Source organism: Rahnella sp. EDr1-12 (genome assembly GCF_049206505.1).
Lineage (GTDB): Bacteria > Pseudomonadota > Gammaproteobacteria > Enterobacterales > Enterobacteriaceae > Rahnella > Rahnella rivi.
Genome location: NZ_JBLZNY010000001.1, coordinates 626,357 through 642,061, shown reverse-complemented (window position 1 = coordinate 642,061; position 15,705 = coordinate 626,357). Strand labels below are relative to the sequence as shown.

Below are 15,705 nucleotides of genomic sequence, written 5' to 3'. Positions count from 1 at the left end.
AGCCATAGTTCTGATGAATACTTAATCAGTTATCATTCCCATAAAATTCTGCCCAATCCTGCAGCGGAGGGTATTGGATCTCAACGTCTCCAAAAGTGATTTTTGCCCCCCTGACTAATGCCTCCAGCTCCCACTTCTCCGGTCTGATGTCGTGTTTGAGCAACTCTTGTTGAATCTGAGGCAATCTGTCACGTTCCTGCGGGGTCAATCTGGCAGAAGGAGCTGCAACACGCCTTTTAGTCGGGTCAAAACTACGCTGAGCTTTGCTGATCCTCGGTGTTTCTTCGCGTATACGCGCCACAATCGCCTTCACGGCGGCAGTGTCTGTCCAGTCAATAACTCGCAAGTTGTCAGAAGTGCTCGCTGTGGTGACGCTCCCAGCAGGGTTATCGCGCCCATTTGCGGCCGTTTTGTTCCCTCCCAACCCACAGTTATTGACAGGACTCCGAGGCGCGCCGTGGGCGCTTTTTGAGGTCAAAACCTCAAGGTCAACGGCGGAAGAAACGATGCGCCATTGTGTTGTACGGGTTTCATAAACACGGGAGTCGCCGAGGTGAGGCGCGAAAATACCCACAACCTTTTTCACTTCTTCGTCGTAGGCGTTCAGTTCAGCAGCAACCCGACGAGCTACACGAACGGTCTGATCTTCACGTGGAACATTCGCGCCGCCTTGAGCCTCCATGTACGCCATAAAATCACCGGCATCAGCAGCTGCGCGTACGGCTTCGACTTCTTCGTCAAAGGTTTGGGTCAGGCTGATGGAACGGATACGGCGACACTCGCGGTATGAACCCATCGTTGGCAGACCGATAGGGTGAAACTGCGGGATACGCCAGGTAGCAGCCCAAGCAGTAACAGCGGCAGCGGAGTCTGTCAGCAACTCTCCGGTTTCGTGATCACGCTCGCCTTCCAGTGCGTAGCCATCGATATTCTTCGCAATGTATTTAGCGATGTAGCCAGCCGCGCCGCCACGGTTCAGATGTTTACAGTCAAAACGGTTCTTTGCTGCACCGCGTTCGTCGCCGTCTTCTTTCATGGCATATTTGCGCATGATATCGGTCACCGGCTGACGCATGGCGGGTTTGGTGAATAGCATCATGTGCCAGTGCGGCGTCGCGTCGTGGTGAGGTTCCACCACCCGCATCCCGTAAACGGACAGGCCACTGTCTTTGAACGCGGTGCGCATTTTGCTCCAAATCCCGCACAGATAACGCTGCGCGTCTTTCGGGGTATAGGCCTCTTTGTCCCATGCGTGATTGCGCTGAACGCGCTTTTTATCGCCCTTGCCAACCATGCGGGTCGGGTGAAATTTGGAAGGCGTGGTGATGGTCAGTAACATCCCGACGTCGCCATTTGCGGCGGCATACTTTTCTGTGCCGGCGATCGTGCTCATTAACTCCATGCGGCGGATCTCAGGGTTTGAAATACTCGCCATCACTTTGTCGATCAGACTGAAACGTTCCCCGGTTTCGATGTTCTCCAGTTCGCAGCTTTTCAGGTAGTCGAGATTCGACAGACGGCGCGCACGCACTTCACGGATAGCCTGCTTACTAGCATATGGGGAAGCGTCGCGGTTCACTTTGCCGATGGCGATCAGTAAAGATTCACGCCAGCGGGTGCGCTGACCTTTTAGCTGGCGTAACCACCAGTCCGGATTAACCAGACGCGACATGGCAGCGATAGCGGAAACGGCATCCAGTTTGCCTTTGCAAAATTTTGTCCAATACATCGGCGTGATATTGAAAGCCTGTGCCATACCGGCGATTTCGCTGTACAGCTCGCACTGGGTATCACGCTCAAAAAGAATCGAATTATCCCCGTTGTACTGAGCAAGCAACTGATCGCAACGTTCTTCATAGATTTCTTTCAGTTGTCCGGCGATGTCCTGAGCGAACCGGCGCAGCGGTTTATCGCTCATACCCGGCAGGCTGTGATAGGTATCTGCCTCAGACATGAATTTCATGGAGGCTTTAATATTCATTGCGTGAGCGGCATTGACCGCCCCGACGCGGGGAAGGATGCTGCGACCGAGGGTATAAACCAGATATTTATTGGCGGCGTGAATACCCTGAGTTTTCAGCAGATACGCATGACGACCTGTGAAAATTTCTCGCAGGTCGGTAGAGAGGTTTTTTACTCTGATTAAAACAGCTTGCCCCTGATCGTATTCATCACGGGTAAGCGGTCTTTCAAAGCCAGAAACGGCCTGGCGTGGTTTGTTCCAGGGAAACGCCCAGACTTCGGGCGTTATAATCTGAGGGGGGAAGCGGCTTGCCAGCATCATTCTGAAACCGGGTGGTTAGCCTGAAATACAGCAACCGCAAAACCACGAGGCGTAGCACTGCGTTTATTTTTGGTGGCAGTCGATTTGCCACCGCAAAACCGCCAGCCTGGATTGTCTTTATGCAGCGGGGGGACGCGTTTCAGTTTCGGTTTTTTAAAGCCATTACCGGACCAGATGCATGTCCCTTTGTTGTAGGCATCCTGACCCGGGTAAACATCCGGATAAACCGGATGCTGATCGTCAGATGGCAGATATCCGCCGAAGTCGCAGGGATGGAAAGTGAAATCAGGTTTGCGGTAAATACTTGAAAGCACACCCACCGGATTTTCAAATGCCCAGCGGGAATTCACCATTAATCCAACCAGACGGACTAAATCAGCCAGCTCAGCAGCTTCAATCTGAAATAAAGGGTTGGCTTTACGTTTTGATTCAAAATGACGCGCACCGGCTACAGTCAGATCAGTACATTCCGGAAAACCGAAAACCATCGCGACGCCGGAACCCACCATTTCAGCTATTTCACGCGCCTGTTGAAATTTTTTATCAGCGGAGAACCACATGCCGACCTTTACGTGGTTACCATCCCGGGTGATACCTGCATCATGCTGCCCGTCAAAACACCAACATTCATAGCCTGCATCGAGCCACGGCTGAGCCATAAGGCCGGTGTAGTCGTAGAGGAAAATAGCTTTAGGTGAAGTACGTCCATCGACTAAACCGCATGCTGAATCCATTACAGACCACCTTTAAAATCAGAGAAAAAATAGCGGGCTGCGTTCACGCCAAGGAGAAGAAGAACTATTGAGAAATAGATCATTGCTTTCTCCGGTAATGTTTGGCGTTCAGCTCAGCGCGTTCTTTGCAGTAGACACAAAGCTCAACACCAGGAAGAGCTGCGCGGCGTGCTTCGGGAATCGGTCGGTCACAGTCAAGACAGAACGTTGAGGAAACACCCGCAGCAGATGCGCGGGCGGCTTGGATTTGGGCTATCAGAATTAGGTCTGTGCGCTCTTGTGCGGTATCAATTACATCAGCCATTGTTACGCCTCCGCTTCACTTTGGATTCGGTTAGCTTCGATACGGAGTGCTTCTGCAGCCTCAACGCCTGTCATTTCACGTTTGAGGATGAAACTGGCAATCGCTTCCAGGCGGCCAGCAAATACCACCGCTCGATTGGCGCGTTCTTCATTACGAGCAGTGTCCAGCATCAACGATAAATCAGGAACAGAAGTGTAATCGTGTTCTGGTGAAGCTAAATCAATGCCCATAACTGGCAAAGCAACAATATTCTGACGGGTGTTATCAATCATGTTTTTCATATAAGAACTCCTGTTTTCAGGCAAAAGAATGCCCGGCGGGTTGACGCCAATTATTTTGAATTCGGGTTAGTGTTTAATATTAATCTTGCAATCATCATCACTGATAAATTTCGGCAGTGATTCAGTTAAACCAAGCAAAGAATTTAGCGCCGTAACTACTTGATGCCTTTCAGTCGGCGTTAATTCAGCAAACTTCATCTCAAGATGGCGGCGAGATAAGCCAGCATGAAAACAGATTGTTCTACGCATATGCAGCGGCTGAGTATCAAATGTTTCCTGCGCTACATTCTTTCTGAAATCAAACATCTCTTTAATTCTGGAAATATGTTTTTTGCCTATTTGAATATGTTCTTCATTGACTAAAGACATAATCACCTCAACTAAACAGACGCTTTAAAAGCGTTTTTGAATTTCTCACGGCCTGCGGGGCAGTGGCTTGTAACATTGAAGGGTTCCAGCGCTTTCCACCTGGCAACTCGATGCAGCCATTGCCGAAGTGGCGAGAGGGACTTTGCTGTTTTAAAAATGGAGCGATAGAAACAGCCATAGTCACATCAGCCCATTTGTCGTCACGCTTGCAATAGCACCCACTGCGGATGCCAGGGCAGGGGATGCCTGTACTCGGCCTTGAACAACTAAACCGATCAATGACAGATGGCGAATACCGGCATTAACACCTTCGAGCAAGGACATTCGACGCTGAGAACTGACCGTGCCACCTTTCACTGCATCAGCTGCAATAGAGCCTACGGCGGCAGTTGCCTGTAGTGCGTAGGTTGAAAGATTAGAAGTAGCAATCTCATTGACAGGAACAGACGGCAGGCAATTTATCTGTGCCAGCATGCCATCGAGAAGGGCGGCATCCTCGGTCAAATCTGTGATTAAAAGAACTTCCTCACAGGTAAGCTTATGAGGTTGCTCAGGGTTGAGCTTATTGCGCAGGATTTGGGGCTTAGTGCCCATCATTGCTGCAAGTTCGGTAAGGTTATGACGATTCACAAATGCCTTACATGCATCGTCAAAGTGAGCGTGTTTGGAAACGCGATAATCAAACATTGTTAGTCCCTGCTAGTTTGAATAATCTGACTCAACGATTTATGTAGCGGCACTTGATGGCTTGCTGACGGTTTTTTTCACGCCAGGCCTCAAGATTGATCAGGGCATTGCCATGACGTTCCATAACGACAGTTTGCATTTGACCTGTTTTTCGGTTTTTGCGTTGCTGGGTGATTGTAGTTGAAGGAGTTGGTGCAAGAAGGACGACTCCATTCGCGATCCACTTTTCGAGGACTGCGGAGCTGATACCATTAATTGCAGCAAAATCTTTCTTAGAGATTGTTGGGGAATTGGCAAGCGTAGTCAGTTGCAAACTTATTGAGTTCACAATAGTTGCAGACAGAGCTGACTCCAAGGCCGGTAGCAACTGGGAAACAACCGAGTTTAATAGTTCCTTAGAAACGACTTTCTTATCAATGGTCGCTTGAATTGCATTCTGATTAGACATAAAGCAAAATCTCCCTTTGAGCAGTTTGAGTTCTACTGTGTAACATGTGGTGTGTTGTCACTTTAGAACGCTTTATTTGAACTGTAAATCTCTTTTAGCGATTTATTGGTAAAAAAAATGCGTCTAGAAAATGCTGTAGCTGCTGATGTGCTGGAAAGAATCCTTTCGGCATATGGGTTTACGATGCAAAAAGAACTGAGTGATAAGCTCGGCATTGCGAAGAGCAATGTTGCTAGTTGGCTTCAGCGTGGGCAGGTTCCAGGTAATGTATTGGTGCAGTGTGCGCTTGATACCGGAGCGGATGTTCAATGGTTAGTGACTGGTGTGTTTGCAAATGCAAATAAATTTATTTCCCGGGAGTCGCTAGGACATTCAATACTTAAGGGGCAGCCTCTGATTGCGAAAATGCTGCAATCAGGTGGAAAACCTGTTCTGCAACGCATCTTGGAAGCTTACGGTTTCAAAACTCAGAAAGAGCTTAGTGAATATCTTGGAATCTCGACAGGAACCATAAGTACATGGGTGCGCAGAGAGTTTTTTCCTGGTGATGTAGTGATTGCATGCGCCTTGGAAACCGGGGTTTCACTTGCATGGCTCTCAACAGGTGAGGCAGATTCAAATCATCTCTTGAAAGGCAATACATATCCTTCTCAACCTTATGTTGTTTTGAAAAAATTTACGATTTCATCATCCATTTTAATTGAAGATGGAACTTGGATTGCAGATGCCTCCTTAGTAACAAATGGAAATAAATCTTTGTGTTATGTTGAGAAAGATAATAATTCATGGATTGTAGATTTCGGCGAAAAAATAATTGGAAACGGGAAATGGCTATTAAATGTTGATGGTGCCCATGATATATATACTATATCAAGAATACCCGGAAATATGATTAATGTCGTGAATGGGAAAGCTGGTTTTAAATGCCAGCTTGATGATGTGAAATATATTGGGGAAGTAAAAAGAACAATAATATTGGAATGATTACTTTATGCGTTGTACTCTTTCAAGGAGGCAGCGAAGAGGAGAAGGCGATGAGTGCTTACATCGATGATTTTAAGTCATTTCTTTTGGAAAACACAGCAACCGATACTTTCAGGCGATTTATACTTCATTCAGACTGCCAGATGATAGACTCTAGCCAAAGTTATGCGCTGAAAAGTAACATATGCGATAAATTTGGTATTAACTTTGACAATGTGGTCATTGTCGGTTCATGTAAGTTAGGATTTAGCATTAAACCTAATAAAAGATTTGTTCCATTTGGTGAAGAGTCTGATATCGATGTTGCAATTGTTTCACCATTTTTATTCGAGAAAATCTGGAAGTCAGCAATTGAATATAAGTATAGTGGTGCTGATTGGCCAAGTAAAAATAATTTTTTTCGATATCTTGCTGCTGGCTGGATTCGCCCTGACAAATTTCCGCCAAGTAGTAATTTTGCATTCTCAGGGGATTGGTGGGATTTCTTTTCAGAGATGACAAATTCTCGGAGATATGGGGATTTTAAAATTGCTGCGGGTATTTATTACAATTCTTTTTTTTTGGAAAAATATCAACAAGTTTGTCTGGAACAATGTATCTCGGAGATTCGATCATGACAATGAATACTTCAGCTTCAAATAGACGTTTAAGGGTTTTGCTAACGGCAATTGGATCAGGGGCACTGATCCCTCAGCCTGACTTTCAAAGGCGTCTTGTTTGGACGAATAAAGATAAAGTTGAGTTCATAAGAACGGTTATTTCGGGTTATCCTTTTCCTGAGATTTATATTGCAGCAGGTAGAGTTGATCCTAAGACAGGTGAGGGTGCAGAAGTATTAGTAGATGGCCAACAGAGAGTAACAACACTATACCAATACTTTAAAGGCGATCCTGACCTAAGGTTACCAGCAGATATAGAAAATTATGAAAATTTGCCAGAAAACAAACAAATTGAGTTTCTTGAGTATAGTGTGGTTGTTCGAGATCTAGGTGCTATGTCAATTGAAGTAATTAAGGATATTTTTAAAAAAATAAACTCAACTAGCTATGGTTTAAATGCAATGGAGATAGACAATGCTAGGTATGATGGTGAGTTTAAAAAATTCAGTGAAAAACTATCTGAACATAAGTTTTTCTATGACTATAGGATTTTTACTTCGTCAGATATAAAAAGGATGAACGATGTAAGATATTGTTTAGGGCTTGTTACCACAATAATGTCTACATACTTTAATAGAGACAAAGAGATAGAAGTATATCTGGAAAAATATAATGAAGAGTTCGATGCCAAAGACCTGCTAAATACGAATGTCACCATGGTTTTGAGCTTCATTGACTCGATGAACTTTACTGCCAGTAGTCGTGCAATGAAAAAAGCTGACTTTTATACTTTATTTGTTGAGGTTCATCGTCTGATGATATATGAGGGTGTGGATTTAGATAATTCTAAATGCAGAAATTCTTTAGATGCTTTTTATGAAAAAGTTGAAGAGGTATCTTCAAACACATATAAAGGAACAGAAGATGAACCTCAAGTATATTATAAGGCTGCATTACAAGCGAGTAATGACCGTAGCAATCGTATAAGTAGAGGGAGGATCATTCACTCAGTACTTATCGGTGATTGATTTGAATTACGGTAGTGGTTGTTTAACTACCGTATTTTTATATGTGTTAAGGATTTGAGTGGTTTGAATATGACCTTGCAAACAATAAAAGATATATTACTAGTGTTTAGCTTCATTATTTCTATAGCTACGCTAATTGTTCACTTCAGAAATAGTAAACTTCAAAAGTTAAGTTATTTAATGAATCGTAATAACTCAAGGGTTGGAGAGACAAATTTTGAGTTCGTTGAATGTAAACAGGTAGGTGATGAGTATATTTTAAAGTTAGTACTTTTCAATCCTAGTTCGGTTGCAACAGTCGTTAAAAGTTTGACAGTTACAAAAACTGTAGAGCACCCTAATTTTATTATGTGCAAGTTAGGATTTATGAAAAAAGTTAAGGTGCAATTCAGGTGGAGCCCTGCCGTAGACAGCCACAATTTTATAGTGACTCTTTATAAAGAGTCCTATGAATTACTGTATGTCAAAGATGTTGCAGTCTTTTTTGTAGCGATATCAGGACATGTCAATCGTGATTTGCATCATATCGAGCTAAGAACAAATCATGATTTCCAAACGGTCACAACGAGAATCGATGGTTTCAATGCTCGTTTCCCAATTCATTTTGAACAATGGTTCAATGGTTGATGCATATTTATCGCCACATAATCGCCAATTGTGGTGATAATCAACTGATTTAATTCATTTGTAGTCGTATTCGGTCTTTTTTTTGCCTGTTTTTTAAATCAGTAAATTGCATTTAAAACAATCGCTTACTTCAATTTTTATTCCTCCTGGTTTTACGGATCCGGACTTTCTGCCGCCACTTTTTCGCCAACCATTTGAGCCAGCGGGTTCAGATAAATAGCGTCTTCGAGGTGATCGGGAGCGAAGTGCGTATACGCAGTCGGCCACGGGACGCACGTTTTCATCGTTGAGCGTGGCCTGAACTTTCGCCAGCAGGTCAGCGGGCGCGGCCGGCGCAGGAAATTCATCAGAGAAAACGCCGGGCATCACAAAGGCGGTGTCGAGTTCGCCACCCAGGCAGAACAGCAGAACCTGCTCACCGGCGGACGGTGCCCACCAGGAACGGGAACGCCCCGCGCGGGAGGTCAGCCAGTGCAGCCAGTGCAGCCAGTCGGTGACGTTGCCGCCAGTGTTCACGCGACAGGTGCCCGCAACTAAATCCACCTCGGCAACGGTGCCAATGCGGATCAGATTGCGCAGCAGGCGCGGAATGTCGTTGTTGGGGATGGAAGTATTCATGCATAAAAGAATGCCGCCCTGTCAGGCGGCATACAATTTGAGGCGGGTTGATAGCGGGTGGCACAACGTGCGGATCACTGACTGAAGAGTATTAGCTCAGATTTGATCTGACAGTCTGGTTTGAGCGATAAACGGACACTGAATTATGAAATGTCGTTCATTGCGCAATGATTGAAGAACGAGTTTATATTATTAGCAGTGTCGATAAGTGCATCTCAATTAGAGAGGTTTTCGATTTCTTCTAAATATTTATCTATTCTTTCCAACTCTATTTTTATTTTATGAGCCATTGTTAATCTGTATTCATTTTGTTCAAAATTTGTGATGTGCAGCTTTCCATCCATGGCTGTAAATGACTGCCCTCCTCGTAGGCCGTTCATTGCACGACTTACACCCTCCATTTCACTTCGATATAAAGAAACTTTTTCATAAGTTGCTGATATTAATGTTTTTAATAATTCTATTCTTGCGGACTTTTGTGCGGATTTCCCACTTTCGGAAAGCTCTTCCTTCTGAGATAAATAAGTTCTTATCAAGTAAAAAAGAGTTATCAACGATATTAATGGATTTGCGCTGTTGCTGATGTTTTCGCAGACGCTTTGCAATGGTGGCGGCCATTGCCTTACGACTCTGCGGAGACAGCGCCTCAATCAGCCCCGCGAGGCGGGTATCAAACGCGGTCAGCTCACTCATGCCACTGGCTCACTAACTCGCCGTGCAGGTACAGTTCACGCGGCCTTTCCACCGGCTCCGGCAGCGGCGGTTCTGGAAAATGCTCCACGTGCAGACCGGCATCAATCTGTTTAACGATCACGCGCTCGGTAAGCTGTACATGCACAGCGATGTCATAACCGCCATCGTTGAGCATGTCGGCGGTGAATTTAAAGCCGGTTTGTTGCTTTTCTGGCGTCGCCATGATGTCCGGCTGATGCTCACGCAGCCAGGCCAGAATGGGCACCACGATCAGATCGCTGTCCTGGGTAAAGTCGGTGATCAGCAGTTCGACCTGGTACTGATATTCAAACGACAGCGAGCTGGCTAACGTGGAAACGATGCGCCCGTTGTCCACAAACATCCGCAGCTGGTCGGGGCTGGTTTGCAGCACCAGCACGGCGTCAGTGAGGGCTTTGCGTAGCTGTGCGGGTTTTAACACGGTGTTCCTCCTGGCATTGTTTGACCGCTTCCACCTGGAGGCCGCAGGCGGTCAGCGCGGCCTCCAGGTTTCTGACATCACTGCTTAAATCGCCGTTAGTGGCGGGTGAGCTTGCCGGTATCGGGCAGCTCGTTATGGACTTTGCCGCGCAGGCCAGAAGCATCGAGGAACTCACCAATCGTTATGCCGTTGAGTATATCGGCATCGATGCGACTGGCATCGGGCAGGGTGTATTCCAGCTTGTGCAGCAGTTCTTTCCTGCGGCGCGTGAGATCCGTTACAGCCCCGAGGTGAAAACCGCACTGGTACTCAAAGTAAAAGACACCATCAGCTCCGGCCGCCTGGAATACGACACCGGACACACAGACATCACTGCTTCGTTTATGGCGATCCGCAAAACCATGACTGCCAGCGGCAACCGTTCAACCTACGAAGCCAGCCGCAGTGAAGAGGCCAGCCACGCCGACGTGGCGTGGGCAATCATGCACGCCCTGTTAAACGAACCACTGACCGCCGCCAACGGCGGACAAAGCCCGAACATTCTGGAGTTCTACTAAATGAGCAAGCGCAAATACCGTAAAGCCACGCAGACCACGACCACTGAAAGCCAGCAGGGCGCAGAGGTATTCAGCTTCGGTGATCCCACGCCGGTTTTAGACCGCCGCGAGATTCTGGATTATATCGAGTGCACTGGCAACGGCCGCTGGTATGAGCCGCCAGTCAGCTTCGACGGACTTGCCCGCAGTCTGCGCGCCGCCGTTCATCACAGCTCTCCGATTTACGTGAAGCGGAATATCCTCGCCTCGACGTTTATCCCGCATCCGCTGCTGAGCCAGCAGGAATTCAGCAAATTTGCTCTGGACTATCTGGTGTTCGGAAATGCGTATCTGGAACTGATCCGCAACCAACTCGGCGAACCTTTGCGATTTGAGGCCGTTCCAGCAAAGTATATGCGTCGCGGGATAGAAGAGGGGACTTACTGGTTTGTGCAAGGATGGAAAGAACCGCATCAGTTCGCTGCGGGTAGTATTTTCCACCTGATCGAACCGGATGTAAGTATCCCGGCTTTAGTTCCACACACTTTTTGAGATTTCCGGTCTGCCGGAATACCTGAGCGCTCTTAACTCTGCCTGGCTAAACGAAGCCGCGACGTTGTTCCGCCGGAAGTATTATCAGAACGGTGCTCATGCGGGCTACATTTTGTATATGACCGATGCAGCACAAAGTAGTAGTGATATTGACTCAATGCGAAAGGCGATGCGAGACACCAAAGGCCTGGGAAACTTCCGCAACCTGTTCATGTACGCTCCAAACGGCAAGAAGGATGGCATCCAGATTTTGCCGCTGAGTGAGGTCGCAACCAAGGATGATTTCTTCAACATCAAGAAATCCAGCCGTGATGACCTGCTGAGCGCGCATCGCGTTCCACCGCAGATGATGGGGATCATTCCTGATAATGCGGGCGGGTTTGGGGATGTAGAAAAGGCGGCGCAGGTGTTTGTTAGGAATGAACTGACGCCGCTGCAGGAGATAATGAAGGAGTTAGATTATTTTATTAGTGAGAATGTAATTCGATTTAAGATATATAGTCATTAATACTAATGATTAAACTATTCTGCAATCATGTTATTGCGGAGAAAATTCTCCGCTTTAATTATGCTTTAATATATTTAAATCTAAATGCATGAGCAGACGGATCCAAAGGTTTAATTTTTTCATCGGAGCGGAGTTTTTGTAAGGCTTTTTTAACTTTTTGCATGTCATCTTCGCCACTGAGTTGTCGCGCTAACTTGTTAGTAAGTTGTCCAGTTGGGTTATCATCAAAGTATTTCATTATAACGTCTTCTATAGAGGCTATAGTCTGATGCTTTATAATCACAACAAAATTATTACCCCTTTCTTCAAACTCAGGTTCGACTAAACCAGCTTTTCTCAGCTCATTTTTTGCAGTATCAAGACCTTCACCAATGTCATGGTTCACTGGATTTGGTAGCCTATGAAGTAATCGAACCAAGTTCGGATTACGTGAAAATCGTTCTTCATATAAATTAGCTATAGTCATATAACCTGGAAGCCTGCCAGGGCTTAGAATCTCAATGCGATTGTCATAAACTTTAACGTGAACATCATCATTCAAACTGTAATCACGATGTATAACAGCGTTCACTAAAATTTCTTTTAGAGCTTCTGCTGGATAGCTCAATTTTACAAGGTTATCACCGTCCTTAAAAGAGGCGCCATCTACATACTCTCTGACCTTTTCGATAGTTTTGAGAATGACACCTTCAAGAGTCCCGTCAATTGTAACGGGGTCTTCTTGCAACTGCTCACGTTTGTATTCTGTTTCCGTAGTTCTAAGCCGATAGACTTTAACAGCACATCGAGTATCTAAGCTTCCTTGAGGTTCTTCATCAAATAATAAAACACACCCTACATTAGGTATGAAATCGCCATCCTTTTTTGTTAGCAATCTATTTTTTTTCAGAAATACTTGGGGTGCCTGTGTTGTATCAACTCTTTTAAGATAATCATGATAATATGCACTGTCTAAAATATCTTGTGTATCAACAACGTCAACCGCCCTTTTCTCATACGGTTCAGCCCCTTTTGAATAAGATAGCTGAGTAATTCTATCCCCTTTTATTTTTACTTTTTGAGCATTAGTCCTTAAAAAACAATCACCAGATGCAGTCTAGTGAACCTTCGGGCTTTTAGGTATGTCAATATGTAAAATCAAACCATCATTTGGCGTTCTAAAATAATCAATTTCCACATTTTCTACTGCAGGGTTGGTGTTTTCCAAAAGAATAGCGATAATAGCATTAGCATCTTCGGGTTCATCGAATCCCAAAATGCGATCACGTTGAGTATTTGCATCCTCTATGCCTACAAAAATGTTGCCACCATCGGCATTGGCGAAAGCAACAAAAGTTTCTTGTAATTTATTTGGGGCAATTTGTTTACTTTTAAAATCATTAAAGTGATCTTCGACAGTATCCAATAATCCTTTAACTTCCTTTTCTGACATCTTGATGATCTCATACATCTCTAAAAATCCCTTGTGCAATCATTGATTGTTCTAATTTACCATTCTTCGTATTTTTCACAAGGTGACAGTTAAAGCTCTGAAAGTTTGCGCGCAATGCTATCCCCGCCACGCCTGCCCGCTTTATAGGTCGCTTTTGATGCAGTTGCGTGATCCACTGTGATCCACGCCAGCACTGGTGTGGCGGGGAGAAAAGAGCAGGGCGATCACCATGCGAAATCATGCACTCAATGCATGCAGAGCTGCTAAAGGGGGATCACCCGATGTTCCAGGCTATTCTTCGTCGTCGTAAACCGTGAAGGGCGGATAACTGGCTTTCCCTTCATCCAATACCTGATCAGCCATATCAGAGATCATTTCCATAACCAGTGCGTACTCATCATTTCTGCACTGGGCTGACTGTGCGATGTCAGCCATTAGCCGGATTTTAGTAAAAGCCATTTTTAGCTCATGAGAGGATTCCATTACTCACTCCAATGCACTGGTTATTTGTACAGTACAATATGTCCATTCTTTAACAAATTCCATAAAAAACTGCATGTTAATGGTCGATCCATAGCTCTTATGAATACTTAATCAGTTATCATTCCCATAAAATTCTGCCCAATCCTGCAGCGGAGGATATTGGATCTCAACGTCTCCAAAAGTGATTTTTGCCCCCCTGACTAATGCCTCAAGTTCCCACTTCTCTAGTCTGATGTCGTGTTTGAGCAACTCTTGTTGAATCTGAGGCAATCTGTCACGTTCCTGCGGGGTCAATCTGGCAGAAGGAACTGAAACACGCCTTCTAGTCGGGTCAAAACTACGCTGAGCTTTGTTGATCCTCGGTGTTTCTTCGCGTATACGCGCCACAATCGCCTTCACGGCGGCAGTGTCTGTCCAGTTAATCACTCGCAGGTTGTCAGAATTGGACGCTGTAGGCGCGCCCGCAGCTTGGCTATCGAACCTATTTGCGGCTCGTTTCTTTGAACCTAACCCACAGTTATTGACAGGACTCCAAGTTTGCACCATGAGATTAATATTGCTATGGGGAGAAAGATAGTATTTGAAATTTAAATTCTTAAGAGAAAAAGGCTAGAAGGCTGAGGTATCTCTCAATAGCGAGCAAGTCATCTGAACGAGTTAATCATCTGTCCCTAGGCAATGATGAGGTGGGGCTAACATATTGGGAATGCATTAATAGCTTAAGGAAAAATACCCTGTATTGAATTCTACAGGGTATTATGACTTTTCTAAATTATTTTAATTATAACGGTCAGCATAGAGGTAGCGACAATAAGTTGTTGTTCCACTTACCGTCAGCATATGTCCTTATAAATTTCGGACTTCCGTTACCTGGATCAACTACACCTACATCCGCACGGCCAGCAGAAGCGGCTTGAACAAAGAAAGTGTGTGTCTTATTTTCAATGTGATTTACTACTTGTGCTACAGTCATTTTACTACCTTGTGGTGTGAAATTTGGGCTACCCACATGTGTAATATGCTCATGAACTTTATTCGTACTAGAAAGTGTAATACAAGTTATCTGCACGTCTGACATCTGCTTCTCCATTTTGCTGTGTTATTAAAATTTCTCTGGCCAAAATCAAAAAATCACATACCAACCTGTTTAGATTAGAATGAATATTTGAAATTTTGTTTTTATGGTCAGAGTTGCATCATGCTTCAAGTTGATTAAAGCATGATTTTTTGTTGCAAAGTTTGATTGACTTCACAAATAGTAGGGGCTTAATCATAATCATTAATCTTTCTCAAATGCATTGAGTGACATCAATCCCCATGCTAGTTTACGTAATCTCCACATTTTTACGAATGTTCTCAGCTGAATATAGTAGACTTTAAAAATAATACATTTTGGGTGATAACTTAATGAGCTAACTTAATGAGCTAAGTTAGCTAAGGATTTAATCATGCACCCCATTCATGTCAATTTAAGAATGCTCAGGCCTAAGTATACATGGGGTAAACGACCCAGTTGGTAGCATCATTTATTTCATTTTAAAGATTTATGGAAGGCGTAACGTTACTGATTTGCTTCCTAGAGTCTCCCCAATTAATTCTGAAGAGGCGAGAATGGCAACGAGTATACATCGTGAGTTATCACGAAATTTTATCTTAGCGAATTTAGAAAGTTTTATGGCAGGACAAAATAAAAAATGTATAGGCGTTTTATGTGAAAGTTCTATATCCAAATTTTTTTCGGGAGGATTAATTTACTCTCGGCATACTAATAACATTCCCTATGAAAGTGATGATTTATTTGAGCGATTAATGCCTCAACTCAGTAATCAGGATATTGCTTAAGTTTTCATTGGCGTGGCGGCACTTCAGTGAGTCAGGCCTGCCGTCCGAAAATATTGTGCAATATAAATGATAGTCGAGTTTCTAGAACGAGCGCGAGCGTATTTAATGCTGGCTTTAGCGTAACTGAACCTCAGTAACGTCCGCTTCTGGAAAGAAGCGGACGCTATAAAAAGATTCAAGCTCGATAAAAAAGAGAAGAATGTATTTTTTAGGTAAGATGAATAGCGCAACTAATT

At 44.6% G+C, this 15,705-nt stretch carries 20 protein-coding genes and 4 pseudogenes; 7 read left to right on the top strand and 17 right to left on the bottom strand.

All coding sequences use genetic code 11. The annotated features are described in order from the left end of the window. Window positions 1–25: 25 nt before the first annotated feature. The 8 genes from ACO0U8_RS02880 to ACO0U8_RS02845 form a co-directional block, all read right to left on the bottom strand. Complete coding sequence (locus tag ACO0U8_RS02880) at window positions 26–2,281, bottom strand: replication endonuclease (RefSeq protein WP_421670665.1); 2,256 nt, start codon at window positions 2,279–2,281, stop codon at window positions 26–28. Continuing rightward, on the bottom strand, window positions 2,281–3,018 hold the full coding sequence (locus ACO0U8_RS02875; protein ID WP_421670236.1) for a Dcm methylase: 738 nt from the start codon (window positions 3,016–3,018) through the stop codon (window positions 2,281–2,283). Before ACO0U8_RS02875 ends, ACO0U8_RS02880 begins: the two co-directional genes overlap by 1 nt. Window positions 3,019–3,097: 79 nt before the next feature. Further along, on the bottom strand, window positions 3,098–3,322 hold the full coding sequence (locus ACO0U8_RS02870) for a TraR/DksA C4-type zinc finger protein (RefSeq protein ID WP_421670235.1): 225 nt from the start codon (window positions 3,320–3,322) through the stop codon (window positions 3,098–3,100). A 2-nt stretch (window positions 3,323–3,324) separates the two neighbouring features. After that, complete coding sequence (locus ACO0U8_RS02865; RefSeq protein ID WP_421670234.1) at window positions 3,325–3,603, bottom strand: DUF2732 family protein; 279 nt, start codon at window positions 3,601–3,603, stop codon at window positions 3,325–3,327. 66 nt (window positions 3,604–3,669) lie between these two features. Beyond that, window positions 3,670–3,972, bottom strand: a complete 303-nt coding sequence (locus tag ACO0U8_RS02860) for a hypothetical protein (RefSeq protein ID WP_421670233.1) — start codon at window positions 3,970–3,972, stop codon at window positions 3,670–3,672. Between the two features lie 7 nt (window positions 3,973–3,979). Further along, window positions 3,980–4,150 carry a phage filamentation protein Fil family protein gene (locus tag ACO0U8_RS02855; RefSeq protein WP_421670232.1) on the bottom strand — a complete coding sequence of 57 codons (171 nt, stop codon included), beginning with the start codon at window positions 4,148–4,150 and terminating at the stop codon, window positions 3,980–3,982. 2 nt (window positions 4,151–4,152) lie between these two features. Beyond that, a complete protein-coding gene (locus ACO0U8_RS02850; RefSeq protein WP_421670231.1) occupies window positions 4,153–4,659 on the bottom strand; it encodes a phage regulatory CII family protein in 507 nt (168 codons plus the stop codon). Window positions 4,660–4,690: 31 nt separating this feature from the next. Then, window positions 4,691–5,107 (bottom strand): hypothetical protein, encoded by a 417-nt coding sequence (locus ACO0U8_RS02845; protein ID WP_421670230.1) that lies wholly within the window; start codon window positions 5,105–5,107, stop codon window positions 4,691–4,693. Between the two features lie 117 nt (window positions 5,108–5,224). On the opposite strand from ACO0U8_RS02845, the gene ACO0U8_RS02840 reads away from it, so the two are divergent. From ACO0U8_RS02840 to ACO0U8_RS02825, 4 genes are all read left to right on the top strand, one after another. Next, complete coding sequence (locus tag ACO0U8_RS02840) at window positions 5,225–6,091, top strand: phage repressor protein CI (RefSeq protein WP_421670229.1); 867 nt, start codon at window positions 5,225–5,227, stop codon at window positions 6,089–6,091. 50 nt (window positions 6,092–6,141) lie between these two features. Continuing rightward, complete coding sequence (locus ACO0U8_RS02835) at window positions 6,142–6,708, top strand: hypothetical protein (RefSeq protein ID WP_250981405.1); 567 nt, start codon at window positions 6,142–6,144, stop codon at window positions 6,706–6,708. Next, a complete protein-coding gene (locus ACO0U8_RS02830; RefSeq protein WP_421670228.1) occupies window positions 6,705–7,718 on the top strand; it encodes a GmrSD restriction endonuclease domain-containing protein in 1,014 nt (337 codons plus the stop codon). Before ACO0U8_RS02835 ends, ACO0U8_RS02830 begins: the two co-directional genes overlap by 4 nt. A gap of 69 nt (window positions 7,719–7,787) precedes the next feature. Then, a complete protein-coding gene (locus ACO0U8_RS02825) occupies window positions 7,788–8,345 on the top strand; it encodes a hypothetical protein (protein ID WP_421670227.1) in 558 nt (185 codons plus the stop codon). 93 nt (window positions 8,346–8,438) lie between these two features. Here the strand turns inward: ACO0U8_RS02825 and ACO0U8_RS02820 are convergent, their stop codons facing one another. The 5 genes and pseudogenes from ACO0U8_RS02820 to lysC all read right to left on the bottom strand — a co-directional run. Beyond that, window positions 8,439–8,963 carry a phage baseplate assembly protein V gene (locus ACO0U8_RS02820; protein WP_238485250.1) on the bottom strand — a complete coding sequence of 175 codons (525 nt, stop codon included), beginning with the start codon at window positions 8,961–8,963 and terminating at the stop codon, window positions 8,439–8,441. A gap of 215 nt (window positions 8,964–9,178) precedes the next feature. Then, on the bottom strand, window positions 9,179–9,343 hold the full coding sequence (locus ACO0U8_RS02815; RefSeq protein WP_217204702.1) for a hypothetical protein: 165 nt from the start codon (window positions 9,341–9,343) through the stop codon (window positions 9,179–9,181). Window positions 9,344–9,533: 190 nt separating this feature from the next. Then, window positions 9,534–9,656, bottom strand: a pseudogene (locus tag ACO0U8_RS02810) (phage virion morphogenesis protein); the annotation flags it as partial. Beyond that, window positions 9,649–10,116, bottom strand: a complete 468-nt coding sequence (locus ACO0U8_RS02805) for a phage tail protein (protein ID WP_217204701.1) — start codon at window positions 10,114–10,116, stop codon at window positions 9,649–9,651. The gene ACO0U8_RS02805 and the pseudogene ACO0U8_RS02810, both read right to left, overlap by 8 nt. Further along, window positions 10,079–10,255, bottom strand: a pseudogene (gene lysC, locus ACO0U8_RS02800) (Rz1-like lysis system protein LysC); the annotation flags it as partial. The pseudogene lysC and the gene ACO0U8_RS02805, both read right to left, overlap by 38 nt. On the opposite strand from lysC, the pseudogene ACO0U8_RS02795 reads away from it, so the two are divergent. Both ACO0U8_RS02795 and ACO0U8_RS02790 read left to right on the top strand, forming a co-directional pair. Then, window positions 10,251–10,673, top strand: a pseudogene (locus ACO0U8_RS02795) (oxidoreductase); the annotation flags it as partial. The pseudogenes lysC and ACO0U8_RS02795 overlap by 5 nt on opposite strands. After that, window positions 10,674–11,712 (top strand): annotated as a pseudogene (locus tag ACO0U8_RS02790) (phage portal protein). A 58-nt stretch (window positions 11,713–11,770) separates the two neighbouring features. On the opposite strand, the gene ACO0U8_RS02785 reads toward ACO0U8_RS02790, so the two are convergent. The 4 genes from ACO0U8_RS02785 to ACO0U8_RS02770 form a co-directional block, all read right to left on the bottom strand. Beyond that, complete coding sequence (locus tag ACO0U8_RS02785; protein WP_421670226.1) at window positions 11,771–12,586, bottom strand: ATP-binding protein; 816 nt, start codon at window positions 12,584–12,586, stop codon at window positions 11,771–11,773. Between the two features lie 222 nt (window positions 12,587–12,808). Then, window positions 12,809–13,162 carry a helix-turn-helix domain-containing protein gene (locus tag ACO0U8_RS02780; protein WP_421670225.1) on the bottom strand — a complete coding sequence of 118 codons (354 nt, stop codon included), beginning with the start codon at window positions 13,160–13,162 and terminating at the stop codon, window positions 12,809–12,811. 273 nt (window positions 13,163–13,435) lie between these two features. After that, entirely contained in the window at window positions 13,436–13,603 is a 168-nt protein-coding gene (locus ACO0U8_RS02775; RefSeq protein ID WP_217204698.1) for a hypothetical protein, read from the bottom strand. An 814-nt stretch (window positions 13,604–14,417) separates the two neighbouring features. Then, window positions 14,418–14,705, bottom strand: a complete 288-nt coding sequence (locus tag ACO0U8_RS02770) for a DUF3892 domain-containing protein (protein ID WP_217204697.1) — start codon at window positions 14,703–14,705, stop codon at window positions 14,418–14,420. A 533-nt stretch (window positions 14,706–15,238) separates the two neighbouring features. Here ACO0U8_RS02770 and ACO0U8_RS02765 point away from each other — a divergent pair. Further along, on the top strand, window positions 15,239–15,469 hold the full coding sequence (locus ACO0U8_RS02765; RefSeq protein WP_238485248.1) for a hypothetical protein: 231 nt from the start codon (window positions 15,239–15,241) through the stop codon (window positions 15,467–15,469). Window positions 15,470–15,705 lie beyond the last annotated feature (236 nt).

What these genes read in the sequence shown, in the direction of transcription:
- ACO0U8_RS02870 (WP_421670235.1), bottom strand. Translation starts at nt 3,322, where the DNA reads ATGGCTGATGTAATTGATACCGCACAAGAGCGCACAGACCTAATTCTG.
- ACO0U8_RS02820 (WP_238485250.1), bottom strand. Translation starts at nt 8,963, where the DNA reads ATGAATACTTCCATCCCCAACAACGACATTCCGCGCCTGCTGCGCAAT.
- ACO0U8_RS02850 (WP_421670231.1), bottom strand. Translation starts at nt 4,659, where the DNA reads ATGTTTGATTATCGCGTTTCCAAACACGCTCACTTTGACGATGCATGT.
- ACO0U8_RS02875 (WP_421670236.1), bottom strand. Translation starts at nt 3,018, where the DNA reads ATGGATTCAGCATGCGGTTTAGTCGATGGACGTACTTCACCTAAAGCT.
- ACO0U8_RS02860 (WP_421670233.1), bottom strand. Translation starts at nt 3,972, where the DNA reads ATGTCTTTAGTCAATGAAGAACATATTCAAATAGGCAAAAAACATATT.
- ACO0U8_RS02845 (WP_421670230.1), bottom strand. Translation starts at nt 5,107, where the DNA reads ATGTCTAATCAGAATGCAATTCAAGCGACCATTGATAAGAAAGTCGTT.
- ACO0U8_RS02830 (WP_421670228.1), top strand. Translation starts at nt 6,705, where the DNA reads ATGACAATGAATACTTCAGCTTCAAATAGACGTTTAAGGGTTTTGCTA.
- ACO0U8_RS02840 (WP_421670229.1), top strand. Translation starts at nt 5,225, where the DNA reads ATGCGTCTAGAAAATGCTGTAGCTGCTGATGTGCTGGAAAGAATCCTT.
- ACO0U8_RS02835 (WP_250981405.1), top strand. Translation starts at nt 6,142, where the DNA reads ATGAGTGCTTACATCGATGATTTTAAGTCATTTCTTTTGGAAAACACA.
- ACO0U8_RS02865 (WP_421670234.1), bottom strand. Translation starts at nt 3,603, where the DNA reads ATGAAAAACATGATTGATAACACCCGTCAGAATATTGTTGCTTTGCCA.
- ACO0U8_RS02775 (WP_217204698.1), bottom strand. Translation starts at nt 13,603, where the DNA reads ATGGCTTTTACTAAAATCCGGCTAATGGCTGACATCGCACAGTCAGCC.
- ACO0U8_RS02825 (WP_421670227.1), top strand. Translation starts at nt 7,788, where the DNA reads ATGACCTTGCAAACAATAAAAGATATATTACTAGTGTTTAGCTTCATT.
- ACO0U8_RS02780 (WP_421670225.1), bottom strand. Translation starts at nt 13,162, where the DNA reads ATGTATGAGATCATCAAGATGTCAGAAAAGGAAGTTAAAGGATTATTG.
- ACO0U8_RS02815 (WP_217204702.1), bottom strand. Translation starts at nt 9,343, where the DNA reads ATGAACGGCCTACGAGGAGGGCAGTCATTTACAGCCATGGATGGAAAG.
- ACO0U8_RS02770 (WP_217204697.1), bottom strand. Translation starts at nt 14,705, where the DNA reads ATGTCAGACGTGCAGATAACTTGTATTACACTTTCTAGTACGAATAAA.
- ACO0U8_RS02855 (WP_421670232.1), bottom strand. Translation starts at nt 4,150, where the DNA reads ATGGCTGTTTCTATCGCTCCATTTTTAAAACAGCAAAGTCCCTCTCGC.
- ACO0U8_RS02880 (WP_421670665.1), bottom strand. Translation starts at nt 2,281, where the DNA reads ATGCTGGCAAGCCGCTTCCCCCCTCAGATTATAACGCCCGAAGTCTGG.
- ACO0U8_RS02765 (WP_238485248.1), top strand. Translation starts at nt 15,239, where the DNA reads ATGGCAACGAGTATACATCGTGAGTTATCACGAAATTTTATCTTAGCG.